This is a genomic window from Janthinobacterium sp. JF4, assembly GCF_059617925.1.
Genome location: NZ_JCAQAV010000040.1, coordinates 38,304 through 52,235 on the forward strand (window position 1 = coordinate 38,304; position 13,932 = coordinate 52,235).

Below are 13,932 nucleotides of genomic sequence, written 5' to 3' on the forward strand. Positions count from 1 at the left end.
TTGGCAATGCCAGCCGCCCGTTGGACGCTAATGCGACAACACCGAATCGCGCGACCTGTGCCCGATGTACGGCAGCAAGCTGATGAGGCCAAGTATTGCCAGCGCGACACCGACCCACAGCGGGGAGCGCAAGCCGTAGCCGGCGGCGATGCCGAGGCCGCCGAGCCAGGAACCGGCGCCCAGGCCGATGTTGATGACGGAGGTATGGACGGTGTTGACCAGCGGCCCCGGATGGGCGGTCTTCATCACGCGGGCGATGATGGCGGGATTCATCGACATGCCGACCAGGCCCGTGACGACCAGCAAGGCGACGCTGATGGTTTTGTCGTGCGCAAAGACGGCGAACAGCGCCAGGCTGACGCTCAGGATGACCATGCCCCAGAGCATGATGACGGTGGTGTAGCGGTCCGCATAGCGGCCGACCACGCCATTGCCCACCACGTTGGCGACGCCGTAGGCGCCCAGCAGCCAGGGGATGTCGGAAGCTTGAAATCCTGTAATTTCCGTCAGGATGGCCGCGAAGTAGCTGAAAGCCGCGAAAATCGCACCGATGATGAGGCCGCTGCTGGCATACGCTGCCCATAGGTGGCGGTTGCGGAACTCCCCCAGTTCATTGCCGAGGCTGACGACTTCGGACGGCTTGGCGCGCGGCACCAGCACGGTGATGAGCGCCACGCACAATAGCGCCAGCAGCACCACCAGCCAGAAGCTGGCGCGCCATCCCAGGTGCTGGTCGATGAGCGTGGCGACCGGCACGCCCACCACCGAAGCGAGCATGAGACCGCCGATCACGACGGCGGCGGCCCGTCCGCGCGCGTTGGGAGCGACGATGTCGGCACAGATCGCCAGGGACAGGCCAAAGCAGGTGGCGGCGGCCACGCCCGTGACCACCCGCGCGATGGCCAGGATGTCATAGCTGGTGGCCGAGGCGGCAACGGATTGGGCAAGGACATAAAAGCCCAGCAGCCACAGCAGTCCCTTCTTGTTCGGCACGCGCAGCTTGAGCAGGACGATGGTGCTCAGCGGACCGCCGATGACCATGCCCATGGCGTAGAGCGAGATCAGATAGCCGATCCGTGTTACCGGTTCGTCCATGGTCAGGGCCAGCGACGGCATCATGCCCGCCACCATGAATTCGGATGTCGTCAACGAAAAGATCGTCAACCCCAGAATGTAAACAACCAGCGGCATAGCAATATCCTTCGAAAGTAATGACGAAAACACCTGTCAGGTGTTGCAAGACGTAAAGACGCTGTCCGGAATGTCGCCGACAAGCAGGTTGGGAAAGTCGCGTACCGAAAGGTGCTGCGGGTCATTGCCGGTGACCATGCGCAGCAGGCGGTTGCCACCGGCCTCCAGGTAAAAGACCGATGGCGGCTTGCCCGTCCGCTCGACTACCCAGGCATCCGCCTCCCGGCCCAGCACGCTGTGGCGGCCGTCGTGACGGGCACCGCCGTCCAGCAGCACCGCCTGCGGCAGGAACAGCGCATGGAACGGCGTCACCTCATCGGCCAGCGCCGTGCCCTGCAGCTGCTCGCCAGCCGCCTCCGCCTGCCTTGCGTAGGCCACTTTCTGCTTGCGGCTTTGTTCGCGTCTGGCGTCGCCGATTTCCGACATCCACAGCAGGTGTCCGTGTTCCTTTTCCGGCCAGGGATTGAACAGGCCATCGATGCGGCAGATGTTGCGTGCATAGTCGAACCAGCAATAGCCGGACGTGACCTGGTCGTCCTCCTGCATCGGCGTCCAGTAGGAGATATAGGCGCTGCTCCATTGCAGCGGCAGCAGCGGCGGGGCGAGGTGTGTCGGCATGGCAGCTCCCTAGCGGCCCAGCGCGTAGCCAAGGCTGGCCATCAGCGCTTCCTGCAGCGACGGCAAGTCCTTGCGGCGGGCGTCGAAGCTGGCGGTCAGCTCTGCATTGCTCAGTTCGATACGCTCGCCCACGCTTTCAAACCACAGGCGGCTGCTGTTGGCGTGCTCCTTGAACAATTGCACCAGGGGCACGGCGCGGGCATTGAAGCTGTCCAGGGCGGCGGCCGTGCCGGTTTCGGTATGGAGGATTTTGACCAGCAGCAGGGCGGCCACCACTGCCATGGTAGTGCCATGGCCGATGGAAAAATGCCCCGATTGCAGCGCATCGCCGAGCAGGACGAACTTGCCGTCGCAGGCCCGGTCGTGGCTGAGGGTCATGAAGTTGCGCCAGCCCTGGCCCGGCTGGCTCTGCAGTCCATGCTCGCCGAGTTCGGCCTTGAACGTTCTGGCGATCGTCGCGGCGGCATCGCGCTCGGACAGCGCCTCCAGTCCGGCCTTGGCATACGTCTCTTCGCTGCATTCGACGATAAAGGTGCTCATCGTGTCCGAGTATTTATAGGCGTGGCCGATAAAAATACCGTGCTCATTGCTGCGGAACACCAGGTTCATCTGGTCGAACAGCTGGGTCGTGCCGTACCAGATGTATTTGTTGCGGCCGAAATCGATGTGCGGCGCCAGCGCGGGCGGCAAGTCCAGCGATTTGTAATTGACGCCATTCGAGACCACCACCAGGTCGTACTCGGCTTCCAGTTGCGCTTTGTCCGCCGGCGGCGTTTCGTAGCGGATCGCGATACCGGCAGCCACGCACTTGGCGCGCAGGGCTTGCACCAGGGCCTGGCGTCCGACGCCGCACAGGGTAACGCCGGTGCTCATCAGGTTGGGCTGGTCATGATGCACGAGCTTGAATTCTCCCAGGAACTGCGGATTGAGCCGTTCCGGCTGCTCCAGGTAGGACAGGGGATTGGCGGGATGGCGCGGCGGCCGTCCCGGCAGTACCACGCCCCAGCCGAGTACTTCTTCCGCAGTGTTTTTTTCCGTAATGCTGATATTCCAGCCGGGTTGAGCCTGTTTCATCTGACTGGCAAAGAGCAGTCCTGCGGGGCCTGCGCCGATGACGAGAATGTTCATTAATTTACCCTTCCAAGTTTGTACCAAACGTTTTGTTTCTTCTGGATTTGCTGCAATTCATCGTAAGGAATCGATGTAAAGAACAATTTATCCGCCATGTCGGGTGGATAAAAACGGGGGAATTTTTGGTGCATAAAGCGGTTGTAGCGCGTCTGCAGGAAGAAAATCAGATTCGGATTGCTCAGCGCTTCATAGTTGGCGATCGCCATATCCTGCATGGCGTCCGCCTGTACCTTGCGCTGCAGCGTGAATTCGGCCAGGGCGGGAGCCAGCGCGTTGCCGTGCTTTTCCAGCAGAGTGACGAAGATATAGGTGTCTTCCAGCGCCATGTTCATGCCCTGTCCGAGGAAGGGGGCGGTGGCATGCGCCGCATCGCCGATCAGCAGGACATTGCCCTTGTAATGGAAGGTACTGGAGCGGACATTGATGAGGTCGTTGCTGGGCAGGGCGATGAACTGGTTCACCATCTCTTGCCGGCTGGCCGCCGGCAGCTTGTCGTAGTAGCGGTCGAAGAAGGCCGCCATGGTTTCCCGGTTCAGCGTGTTCAGGCTGGGCGTGCCGGAGTAGGGCAGGCAAATGACGAAGCTGACGCTGCCGTCTGGAATGGTGGCGGCGCGGCCGGCAAACTGGCCCTTTGAAGCCATGCCGAAGAAATACAGCAAATCCTTCCTGAAACCCAGGCCCTCCGCATTTGGCAGCACGAGGGTCTTGTAGCCATGGCGGAAGAAGCTCTGCTTGAACTCAAAGCGCCGCATGCCGCTCTGCATGGCGCGCCGCACGGCGGAATGGGCGCCGTCGGCGCCGATGATCAGGTCGCCATGCAGGTGCTGCAGGGCGCCGTCCGGGCCCTGGATCAGCACGACTTTTCGTTCCAGGTCGACATCCAGGCATTTATGCTCGAAGTAGTATTTCACTTCGTGCCTGGCGGCGTAGGTGTTTAACAGGCGCTGGAAGGCGGACCTGTCCAGCGACAGCGGGAACAGGCCTTCGCGCTGCTCCAGTTCGCGCACCTTGAATGTGCCGCCGACGGAAAACGCCATGCCAAGGATGCGTTCGCCGCACCGCTCCAGCTCCTGCCTGCTGATGCCTGCGTCCAGCACTGCCTTGACGCCGCGCACGGTCATGGTGACGCCGATGGCGCGCGAGTTGACCGGATCGGCGGTTGCGGAAGCTTTCTGCAGCGGATCGCCGCGTTTTTCGACCACGTGGACATCGTGTCCCCGTTGCGCCAGATAAATGGCGCTGAGGCTACCTGCCAAGCCTCCGCCGACGATAATGATTTTGTGCATTTCAGGCCTCTCTTGACATCTTTCCCCGAGATAAATCGGTAAGTTGCTGATTAAAAAACTCCAACATTTCTATCGGCGCCATGCCGATGGCATCGCTCTCAAGGCCGCGCGCGTACTGCGCCAGCGCCAGGCATTTCTGCGCCAGCATGGCGCAGCCCAGGCTGTAGTCGCTGCTGACCTGGCTGCTGACCGGCTCGGGCACGGGCGGTCCCGCATGGCGGCCGGGCAAGCCGGACGGCATGTTCATCAAGGCGGCCGACAGGGGGCGCAACAGGCCGGTCATGATGTCGATGGCGGCGTTCATCAGGCGCGAGCGGCGCAGGCTGCCCAGCGGCTGCTGCGCGAAATGGTGCGCCATCATGAGGAAGGTCAGTTCGTAGCAGCCTTGATACAGCTGCATCAGCGCGCGTGCCTTCTGGTCGGTCACCACGCTGCAGTCCGCGCGCGCTTCCAGCACCGGATTCTTCAATGCCGGTAGCGCCGGCTCGAACGGCTTGCCGCAGGCCGCAAACTTGCCGGCGATGGCGCGCAGCCGCTGGAAGTGCGAGGAGGCGAAATGCGGCGAATCGACGGCCACGCCTTCGCCCTGTTCCGTGACGAAGTCGATGGCGAACAGCGCGCTGTCGCGGTCGGACACTTCCAGCTGGTAGCCTGGATAGGCGCGGTTGGTCAGTTCTTTCAGGAACAAATGATGTTCGCCGCCGCGCTTGCCGCCGCCGCTTTCGAACAGGCCGGGCAGCTCGGCCAGGGCCTGGCGGATCGCGATATAGAAGGTGGCAATCGATTTGCCCGGCGTGGGAATGTAGTCGGGCCATTCGAAACGCACGAAGCGGGCCAGCACGTGTTCGGAAAATGGCTCGAACGCAAATTCCGTGTCCAGGCCGAAACGCTGGCGCGCCTGCTGGCCCAGCAGCGGGGTGCCGCCGTAAAACGGTTCGCCAAGCGCCATCAACACATTGTTCACTAATAAGTAGTGAATCATTTCTTCATGGGCGATTTCCAGCAGCGCGCCGCGCGTGCCGCTGTTGCGGCGCCGGTCTTCGGCGCCGCAGGCCAGTTCCAGCTCAGCCGGCAGCCAGCGGCCGGCCTGCACCAGCGCCGCCCCCTGCGCATAATTGGGAATGGAATAGGCGGCATACAGGTATTGCAGCATGAGCGACAGTTCCAGGTCGATGGCCTTTTTCAGCTCGTCGATCAACTCCGCCTTGCCGCCGATGGCATGCGGCGCGGCCGATTCCGGCAGCGCCGCCTTGGCCTTTGCCTCGACCTGGGTCAGGTATTTCAGGAACAGGCGCGACTTCGGCAGCGACAATTCGCGGGTGCTGGGCATGTAGTAGCTCTTGTCGCGGTTCTGCGGATCGCACATCTGCCACATCAGGCGTGCATACGTTTCGCACTTGCACTGGTCGGCCAGGCTGAAGACCTTGTCCGACATGAAGGGATACACGAGCTCGTAATAGCTCATCACATGCCGGTAGAGGAAGGCGTAGTCGACCTGTTCGGCCGGTACGTCGTCGAGGTCCCAGTCGTCGGGCAGCACGCGCACGCCGAGGTATTGTTTATCCTTGCCAGCCCCCAGCACGATGCGGGTCGCGCCCGGCTTGCACCCCGTCAGCGTCAGCGCCGTGTAGCCGTGCCCGAGCGGCGACGGTTGCTGCTCCACGGCCAGCAGCGCGCCGTCTTCCGCTTGCGCCGCCAAGGATGGGGGGGGCGCCAGCTCGCCGCGGAAGCGGCTTTGCACGGTGATGGTCTGCGGAAATACCTCGTGCTTGTTCCGGTTCGGCGCTTCCAGGTACAGCTGGTTGCTGTCCGATTGCAGCACCCAGTCGGCTTCGTCCCACTGCGCCTGCGCGCTGCCCAGGCTGAGCGAACCTGCGGCGGGGGCATGTTGCAGCGGCACGTCGAAGACGCCGTGATGGCGCCAGTAGTCGCGGTACAGCTGCTCGGGAATCCGCGCCAGCACGGTGCCGGCGCCGTCGTGCAGCAGCAGGTCGCCCAGCGCCTGCTTGCCGCCCAGGGCATGCGTGGGATGCTGTTCCGAGACGGCGCCCGCGTCGCGCGCGGTGAAGGGGATGGCGGTCGGCATGTTGAACGCGACGCGGTCCGCATGCAGTTTCACCAGCACCGGCCCCAGGCTGGCCTGGCGCGGCTGCAGCAGGCGGCCGGCCGGATAGGTGGCCAGCTCGTCGCGCCGCCACAGGCCGATGCTGCCGGCCAGGTCGTAGAACACGGGCGAGTCGGGTTTTTGCGGCGTCGACATGTTGAACAGGCAATACTGCACCGTCAGGCCCAGCACCTCGTCGTCGTCCAGGGCTTGCTGCAAGGCACGCATGCTGGCCGGCAGCGGCAGGTCCGCATTGAACAGGAAATGCGGGTCGTGCTTGGCCACGGAAAACTGGAACAGCCTGGCGCGGCCGAATTCCTCGTCCAGGAAATGTCCGCTGCGTTCCGTGATATGGCCGCTGCCGAGCCAGCGCACCGAGTGCGGCTGCGCGATGTCGGCCGTGAACAAGGTGGGCGTGTTGGGCGTGGCCAGTTTGTCGCTCAAGGTGAACTGGCCGGCGTAGATCAGCGTGGTGTCGGGCTGGGCCGGGTTGTTGTCGATCCACCTGGCGCGGTTGAACGTCGTGCGCAGATACTCGTTGTAGTGGCCCCACAGGCCCAGCTTGGCGCCCACCAGCGGGTCCTGCGTATCGACCTCGCCATCGCGCAGCTGGACGCCCGTGATCCGCGCGTTTTCCCACGAGAAATGATTGTTCCCGCCAAAATTATAGCCTGCCGCCTGGCTGAAGATGCCGTCCGGATCGGGCTTGCCCTTGGCGTTGAAGCGGGGGGCAAGCTGTTTCAGGTGCGCATGGAATTCCGCTGGCGGCCGGCTCAGGTCGACAGCTGCGCCCGCCATCGATACCGCATTCGTGGCGATATCGATGTTGCCGTGCGTATTGCGATTCCCGGTCGGCACATTGGCGCGGGCAAAACCCCGAAAATGCAGGCGGGGGAAGTCAAGTAGGCTCATGCGCGCTCGGTCGAGGAAGTGATGAAGGTATCGTTCGCGGCAGCGACGTCCTCCCGTTGATCTAGCCGCTGCAGCAACAGGCCGCTGGCTTGCTTGGCGCTGATCAGGCTGCCTTCCATCCAGCCGCAATGCGCGGTATAGGCATCCGAGCAGGAGATGATGCCGTCCCGGTGCAGCAGGACGGCAGGGTGCTCGGCTTCCGCCTCCACGCAAAACTCGACGCCATGCGGCCAGAACTTGTGGAAGTGCGCCTTGATCTGCGGCAGCGGCTGGCCATCGAGCGGCAGGACTTCTTCCAGGTGGCTGCGGACACGCTCCAGGTACACGTCTTCACCGAGTTCCAGGCTGTCGCGCCAGTAGGTGGCGCTTTTGCTGTCGGTGTAGAACAGCACATACTTGTCGCTCTTGAAGTAGATCTTGCGCAGGGGGTTGGCCGCCATCAGCACCTTGTCGGTCAGCCCCAGCGCGTCCCACCAGGCCGTGTCGAAGGTGAAGAATCCCTTGAACAGCGGCAGCGAGTCGTATTGGAACGGACTCCAGGCGGCGGGGAAGTCCAGGTTCAGGCGCGGCATGGCGGACGGCGGGATGGTCATCACCAGATGGCGCGTGCGGTGCATCTGCGTGTCGCCGTGGTGGCTGAAGGCGAGCACATGCTCGGCGCCGGATTTTTCAACGGACAGCAAGCGGTGTTCGAGCCGGAATTCCACCCCGGCGGCCTGGGCCTGGTGCTGCAACTGGCATAGCAACTCGTGGTAGCCGTCGGTGGCATAGCGCCACTGGTTGGCGGCGTTTTCCGTAAAGTGCTGCGTTTCCGGGTGCTTCTTGATGATGTCGTAGGCCATGGCAGCCGACACCATCGGCAGCAGCAGGGCGTCATAGCCGGTCGCCTTGATGATGTGGGTGGCCTTGGCGGCGCCCAGGTAATGGCAGACGAACTCGAGGAAGGAGTCGTTCGGATGCTCTTTCAGCATCGGGCTCAGGCCATCCAGCGTTGCCTTCAGCTCGTCCAGCATGCTGTCGTGGGAGATGACCTCGGTGAATGGGTAGACGGCATGCGGCAGTCCGCTGCCCTGCATCAGTTGCTGGAAATGCGGATGCAGCTGCGGCGAGTAGCGTGCGGCGCCGAGTTCGGCGATTTCCTCGCCATCTATTTTTCGCGACTGGATGCGGCCGCCTACGGTGGCATTCAGGTCGAAGACCCGGATGCGCAGGTGCCTGTTGGCGGCGGCGTCGATCAGGCGGTTGGCGCAAGTCAAGCCTCCTATGCCGGCGCCAACGATGCAAATGTCAGAATACGTGCTCATACGAAATTCCTTTTTAACGTTCATTAATCAAAAAGCTGCAAAATCGCTAGCAAAAGCTTCCCCAGCACGTGCAGGCAAGGGAGGGGGAACGCAGGGTGTTACCGCACTTGGCGAGCGCTATCGGCTGGGAAATGAAGAGCCTGGCGAGAACTGGCGTTGTGTCTGGAATGGTCGATTCTTGGCAGCAGAGTTTCTGTTTCAAATCAAAGATGGCACCGACAGTAGCCCAGGCGTCGGGCAGTCAATTTGATAAATATCAATGTAGTTGTCGTTCGGCGTTGCGTCCTTGTCGACGCGGCGAGGCAGGCGGGATGGCGGCGGCAGTGCGCCGGGCAGGGGCAGGGCGGTCTGGAATGCGGTGCGGTGCGGCTTCGCCAGCCGCTGCGCGAGTGTCGCCGTTTGCCGATGGCGCCGGGACCTGCAATGGATCCTGGCGCCATCGGCGCTGGCTTGGTCTGCTTTTTACTTTACTGCCGGCGCCCGTCAGAAATCCACGGCGGCCGACAGTTGCACGCTGCGGGGCGCCGATTGCGAGACGGTGCCATACGAGGCCACGCCGGCCCAGTAATGGCGGTCGAACGCGTTCATCAGGCCGGCGCGCAAGGTCGTTGCCTTGCCGGCGAGGGTCGTGCGGTAGCGCAAGCCCAGGTCCACCTTGGTCCATGACGGCACCGACTGCAGATTCGTCTGGTCCACATACTGCCTGCCGGTGTAGCTGACGGCGCCCGTGGCCGTCAGGCCCGGCCAGTACGGCACATCCCATTCGCCCCCCAGGTTGGCCATGGAGGTGGGCACGCCCACGGGGCGCTTGCCCATGGTGGCGGCGTTGTTGGTCCTCACCAGGCGGCCGTCGAGCAAGGTGATGCCGGCCAGCAGGCGCACGGCCTTGCTGGCGGCGCCCGACAGGTTCAGCTCCAGGCCGCGGTTGCGCTGCTCGCTGTCCATGCTGTACACCTTGCCATACAGCTGGCCGCTGGGTTTGCTCACCTGGAACACGGCCAGGGTCGCCAGCACCACGCCGAAATCGGCCTTCGTGCCCACTTCATACTGCTTGCTCCTGTAGGGCGCAAACACCTGGCCTGCGTTGTCGGCGATGTTCGGCGCGATATCGCCCTTGCTCAAGCCCTCGATATAGTTCGCGTACAGCGACACGTGGCGCAATGGCTTGACGACGATGCCGGCCAGCGGCGTCAGGGCGCCCTGCTTGTAGTGCGTGGTCTGCGCGCCGGTCGTCGCATGGTAGTTTTTCGCTTCGACCAGCTGGCGGCGCACGCCCAGAGTCAGCTGCACGCGCTGGTCCAGCATGTCCAGGGTATCGGCCACGGCCAGGCTGGACAGCGTGGAGGCGGACAGCTTCGGCGCGCGGGCCGGCGCGGCAATGCCGGGGTCGGCCACGGCGACAGGGTGGTAGATATTCGAGGCGATCAGCTTGCCGGAATTGCTCACGCTGCCAAATTCGTCCTGGTAGACATTGCCCATCACGACCAGCGCATGCCCGACGCCGCCCGTGCGAAAGCGCGCGCGCACGCCCGTGTCCGCACTGGCGCGCCGCACGCGGAATTTCCAGTTCATGGGCGTGACCGTCATGTCGCCGGCCGCGCTGGTAATGCTCGGCGTCTGGTCCGAATAGCGCGACACGTCGGAGCGCGTGCCGCCCACGTCGGCAAACACCGTGACGTTGTCGTTCAGGTCGTATTCGACCTTGCCCAGGGTGGCCAGGTCGTTGGACTTCCACCAGCCCCAGGACTGGGCGATGTTGCGGCGGCCATCGGGCGCTTGCGGCACCGGCAGGCGCGCGGCCACGAGGAAGGGGCGCGTGGGCGCGTCGATCCACTGGTATTGCTCGATCACGTCGAGCGAGGCGCGCAGCCGCTGTCCCTGGTAATCGAGGGCGACGGCCGCCACTTCCGCGCGCGACGTCTGGTGGTCGAGCGGCGTCTTGCCCTGGCGGTGCAAGCCATTGAAGCGCACGCCGAAACGCCTTTCCTCGCCGAAGCGGCGGCTGACGTCGATGGCCGCGCCAGCCTGCGAGCCCGTGCCGTAATCGACGCTCAGGCGCGTCAGGTCGCGCGGCAGCGAGCGTTTCGGCACGGCGTTGACGACGCCGCCCACGCCGCCGTTCGGCGACATGCCGTACAGCAAGGCGGCCGGTCCCTTGAGCACTTCCACGCTCTGCAGGTATTCCGTGAACAGGTGGTAGTTGGGCGAGACGCCATACACGCCGTCAAACGCCACTTCGCTCAGATTGCCCTCGTTGAGGGGAAAGCCGCGGATGAAGAAGGAATCCGTGACGCCGCCGATCTGGCCCGTGAAGCGCGTGGACGGGTCGCCGCCCAGCACCTCGGCCAGGGTCAGCGCCTGCTGGTCCAGCATGCGCTGGCTGGTGTAGCTGGTGACGCTGAACGGCGTGTCGAGCAAGTCTTTTTCGCCCAGCATGCCGGCGCGCGCGCTTTTGGCGATCTGCCCGCCGGCGTCCGCTTCGGCCTGTCCGTTGACCAGCACGGTGGCGAGCGGGGCGGATGCATCGGCCGCCGCCTGGGCGATCGCCTGCGGCGTCACGCTGGCGACGAGCAGGCCGGCGACGATCAGCCGGGTGGTGAGGTGGGGGTGGACGAGTCGGGAATCTGGAATGGGCATCAGGGGCAGGCGTATAAAGTTGATAGGGAGGAATTGCACACGGGCTATTATAAATGAGAATCATTACGATTTATAATGGTTGGCATAGTCATTGCCGCCACGGCCGCGTACATGCCGCGCGCGTGCCTGGAGGGCATTTCAGCGCGGAAAATGGCCATCCTGGGCCTTCAGATCCGGATATTTGCTGTCTTATATAAGATTCGTCGCCATCGGATACACAAACAGCGGCAGGACAGTCTAAAATACGCGGTGGGCAAGCACGGCGTCACCGCCGGCACACTAGCCGTCCAAAGCAAGGCTAACCGTCCTGTGTTTGGAATGAAGAAAGTTAACCACCAGGCATCACCGCATACAAGGGAATGAACATGGCAACACAAAAATCCAAAATCATCTACACGCTGACTGACGAGGCGCCGCTGCTCGCGACGTATTCCCTGCTGCCAATCATCAAAAAATTCACCGCGCCGGCTGGCGTGGACGTGGTCGCCAGCGATATTTCGGTGGCGTCGCGTGTACTGGCTGAATTTCCCGAATTCCTGACGGACGCGCAAAAAGTCCCGAACACCCTGGCTGAACTGGGCAAATTGACCCAGAATCCGGACACCAACATCATCAAGCTGCCGAACATCAGCGCCTCGCAAGGCCAGTTGATCGCCTGCGTGCGCGAATTGCAAGGCCGTGGCTACAAGCTGCCGGATTACCCGGAAGATGCGAAGACGGACGAAGAGAAGGCCTTGAAGGCCCGCTACGGCAAGTGCATCGGCAGCTCGGTCAACCCGGTCTTGCGCGAAGGCAATTCCGACCGCCGCGCGCCGAAGGCCGTCAAAGAGTATGCGCGCAAGCACCCGCATTCGATGGGCGAGTGGAGCCAGTCGTCGCAAACCCACGTCTCGCACATGCACCATGGCGACTTCTACCATGGCGAAAAATCGCTGACCCTGGAAAAGGCGCGCGATGTCAAGATGGAACTGGTCACGGCCTCGGGCAAGACCATCGTGCTGAAACCGAAGGTTTCCCTGCAAGCCGGTGAAATCATCGACAGCATGTTCATGAGCAAGAAAGCGCTGCTGGAGTTCTACGAGAAGGAAATCGACGACGCCTTCAAGACGGGCGTGATGTTCTCGCTGCACGTCAAGGCGACCATGATGAAGGTCTCGCACCCGATCGTGTTCGGCCACTGCGTGCGCATTTTCTACAAGGACGCGTTCGCCAAGCACGCTGAACTGTTCGACAAGCTGGGCGTGAATGTCAACAATGGCATGAGCAACCTGTACGACAAGATCGACACCCTGCCGGCGTCGCAAAAGGATGAGATCCTCAAGGACCTGCACGCCTGCCACGCGAATCGTCCGGAACTGGCCATGGTCGATTCGGCCAAGGGCATCACCAATTTCCATTCGCCGAACGACATCATCGTCGATGCGTCGATGCCAGCCATGATCCGTATCGGCGGCAAGATGTGGGGCGCCGATGGCCGTCCGAAAGACGTCAAGGCAGTCATGCCGGAATCGACTTTCGCGCGCATCTACCAGGAAATGATCGGCTTTTGCAAATGGCATGGCAACTTCGATCCGAAGACCATGGGCACCGTGCCGAACGTGGGCCTGATGGCGCAGCAAGCGGAAGAATACGGTTCGCACGACAAGACGTTCGAAGTGCCGGAAGGCGGCATCGCCAACATCACCGACCTGGAAACGGGTGAAGTGCTGCTGACGCAAACGGTGGAAGAGGGCGACATCTGGCGCATGTGCCAGGTCAAGGACGCGCCGATCCGCGACTGGGTCAAGCTGGCCGTCACGCGCGCGCGCAACTCGGGCATGCCTGCCGTGTTCTGGCTCGATTCCTACCGTCCGCACGAGAACGAAGTCATCAAGAAGGTACAGGTTTACCTGAAGGAGCACGACACCAAGGGCCTGGACATCCAGATCATGTCGCAGACGCGCGCCATGCGCTACACGCTGGAACGCGCCTTCCGCGGCCTGGACACCATCTCGGTGACCGGCAACATCCTGCGCGACTACCTGACCGATCTGTTCCCGATCCTGGAACTGGGCACGTCCGCCAAGATGCTGTCGATCGTGCCATTGATGGCCGGTGGCGGCATGTACGAGACGGGCGCCGGCGGTTCGGCGCCGAAGCACGTCAAGCAACTGGTGGAAGAAAACCACCTGCGCTGGGATTCGCTGGGCGAGTTCCTGGCCCTGGCCGTGTCGCTGGAAGACATGGGCATCAAGACGGGCAATGCGAAGGCCAAAATCCTCGCGAAAACCCTCGATGAAGCCACCGGCAAGCTGCTGGACAACAACAAGTCGCCATCGCCACGCACCGGCGAACTCGACAACCGCGGCAGCCATTTCTACCTGGCCATGTACTGGGCGCAAGCTCTGGCCACGCAGAAGGACGATGCGGAACTGGCAGCGCATTTCGCGCCATTGGCCAAGGCCCTGGCCGAGAACGAAGAAAAGATCGTCGCCGAGCTGAAAGCAGTACAAGGCAAGGAAACGGATATCGGCGGCTACTACCTGCCAGATCCGGCGAAGACGGAAGCGGTCATGCGTCCTAGCGCCAGCCTGAATGCCGTGCTGGACACCATCTGATGCAGTCCTGACAGGCAGTAAGTTCTTTGCTGCCTGACAAAAAACAACGCCGCCGGAAGCGATTCCGGCGGCGTTTTTCATTGGCTCTGTCCTCGGAAAATAGGGGAAATGCCGGAATCTTCTCTTGGCAGTGCTGTCTGACTCTGCATACT

The 13,932-nt window shown here is 62.7% G+C and carries 9 protein-coding genes; 2 read left to right on the plus strand and 7 right to left on the minus strand.

Annotation, left to right across the window (positions count from 1 at the left end; all coding sequences use genetic code 11):
* Window positions 1–27 precede the first annotated feature (27 nt).
* Genes AC54AF_RS22405 through vioA form a run of 6 tightly spaced genes read right to left on the minus strand, consistent with a single transcriptional unit; the run spans window position 28 to window position 8,546 of the window.
* Window positions 28–1,191 carry an MFS transporter gene (locus AC54AF_RS22405; protein WP_496638307.1) on the minus strand — a complete coding sequence of 388 codons (1,164 nt, stop codon included), beginning with the start codon at window positions 1,189–1,191 and terminating at the stop codon, window positions 28–30.
* Window positions 1,192–1,227: 36 nt separating this feature from the next.
* A complete protein-coding gene (vioE, locus tag AC54AF_RS22410; protein WP_496638308.1) occupies window positions 1,228–1,809 on the minus strand; it encodes a violacein biosynthesis enzyme VioE in 582 nt (193 codons plus the stop codon).
* Window positions 1,810–1,818: 9 nt separating this feature from the next.
* Window positions 1,819–2,937, minus strand: a complete 1,119-nt coding sequence (gene vioD, locus AC54AF_RS22415) for a flavin-dependent violacein biosynthesis monooxygenase VioD (protein ID WP_496638309.1) — start codon at window positions 2,935–2,937, stop codon at window positions 1,819–1,821.
* Window positions 2,937–4,226, minus strand: a complete 1,290-nt coding sequence (gene vioC, locus AC54AF_RS22420) for an NADP-dependent violacein biosynthesis oxygenase VioC (protein ID WP_496638310.1) — start codon at window positions 4,224–4,226, stop codon at window positions 2,937–2,939. Before vioC ends, vioD begins: the two co-directional genes overlap by 1 nt.
* A gap of 1 nt (window position 4,227) precedes the next feature.
* Window positions 4,228–7,242, minus strand: a complete 3,015-nt coding sequence (gene vioB, locus AC54AF_RS22425; RefSeq protein WP_496638311.1) for an iminophenyl-pyruvate dimer synthase VioB — start codon at window positions 7,240–7,242, stop codon at window positions 4,228–4,230.
* The gene (gene vioA, locus AC54AF_RS22430) at window positions 7,239–8,546 is read right to left on the minus strand and encodes a flavin-dependent violacein biosynthesis tryptophan-2 monooxygenase VioA (RefSeq protein WP_496638312.1); all 1,308 of its coding nucleotides are present in this window, start codon (window positions 8,544–8,546) and stop codon (window positions 7,239–7,241) included. Before vioA ends, vioB begins: the two co-directional genes overlap by 4 nt.
* Between vioA and AC54AF_RS22435 the strand changes: the two genes are divergently transcribed.
* A complete protein-coding gene (locus tag AC54AF_RS22435; RefSeq protein ID WP_496638313.1) occupies window positions 8,521–8,796 on the plus strand; it encodes a hypothetical protein in 276 nt (91 codons plus the stop codon). The genes vioA and AC54AF_RS22435 overlap by 26 nt on opposite strands.
* Window positions 8,797–9,029: 233 nt before the next feature.
* On the opposite strand, the gene AC54AF_RS22440 is transcribed toward AC54AF_RS22435, so the two are convergent.
* Window positions 9,030–11,183, minus strand: a complete 2,154-nt coding sequence (locus AC54AF_RS22440; protein ID WP_496638314.1) for a TonB-dependent receptor — start codon at window positions 11,181–11,183, stop codon at window positions 9,030–9,032.
* A gap of 365 nt (window positions 11,184–11,548) precedes the next feature.
* Here AC54AF_RS22440 and AC54AF_RS22445 point away from each other — a divergent pair, with 365 nt between their 5' ends.
* The gene (locus AC54AF_RS22445) at window positions 11,549–13,780 is read left to right on the plus strand and encodes an NADP-dependent isocitrate dehydrogenase (protein ID WP_496638315.1); all 2,232 of its coding nucleotides are present in this window, start codon (window positions 11,549–11,551) and stop codon (window positions 13,778–13,780) included.
* Window positions 13,781–13,932 lie beyond the last annotated feature (152 nt).

Bases quoted from the DNA above. Each gene is read 5' to 3' on its own strand.
- AC54AF_RS22440 (WP_496638314.1), bottom strand. From the start codon at position 11,183: ATGCCCATTCCAGATTCCCGACTCGTCCACCCCCACCTCACCACCCGG.
- vioD (WP_496638309.1), bottom strand. From the start codon at position 2,937: ATGAACATTCTCGTCATCGGCGCAGGCCCCGCAGGACTGCTCTTTGCC.
- AC54AF_RS22405 (WP_496638307.1), bottom strand. From the start codon at position 1,191: ATGCCGCTGGTTGTTTACATTCTGGGGTTGACGATCTTTTCGTTGACG.
- AC54AF_RS22435 (WP_496638313.1), top strand. From the start codon at position 8,521: ATGCAAATGTCAGAATACGTGCTCATACGAAATTCCTTTTTAACGTTC.
- vioC (WP_496638310.1), bottom strand. From the start codon at position 4,226: ATGCACAAAATCATTATCGTCGGCGGAGGCTTGGCAGGTAGCCTCAGC.
- AC54AF_RS22445 (WP_496638315.1), top strand. From the start codon at position 11,549: ATGGCAACACAAAAATCCAAAATCATCTACACGCTGACTGACGAGGCG.
- vioA (WP_496638312.1), bottom strand. From the start codon at position 8,546: ATGAGCACGTATTCTGACATTTGCATCGTTGGCGCCGGCATAGGAGGC.
- vioE (WP_496638308.1), bottom strand. From the start codon at position 1,809: ATGCCGACACACCTCGCCCCGCCGCTGCTGCCGCTGCAATGGAGCAGC.
- vioB (WP_496638311.1), bottom strand. From the start codon at position 7,242: ATGAGCCTACTTGACTTCCCCCGCCTGCATTTTCGGGGTTTTGCCCGC.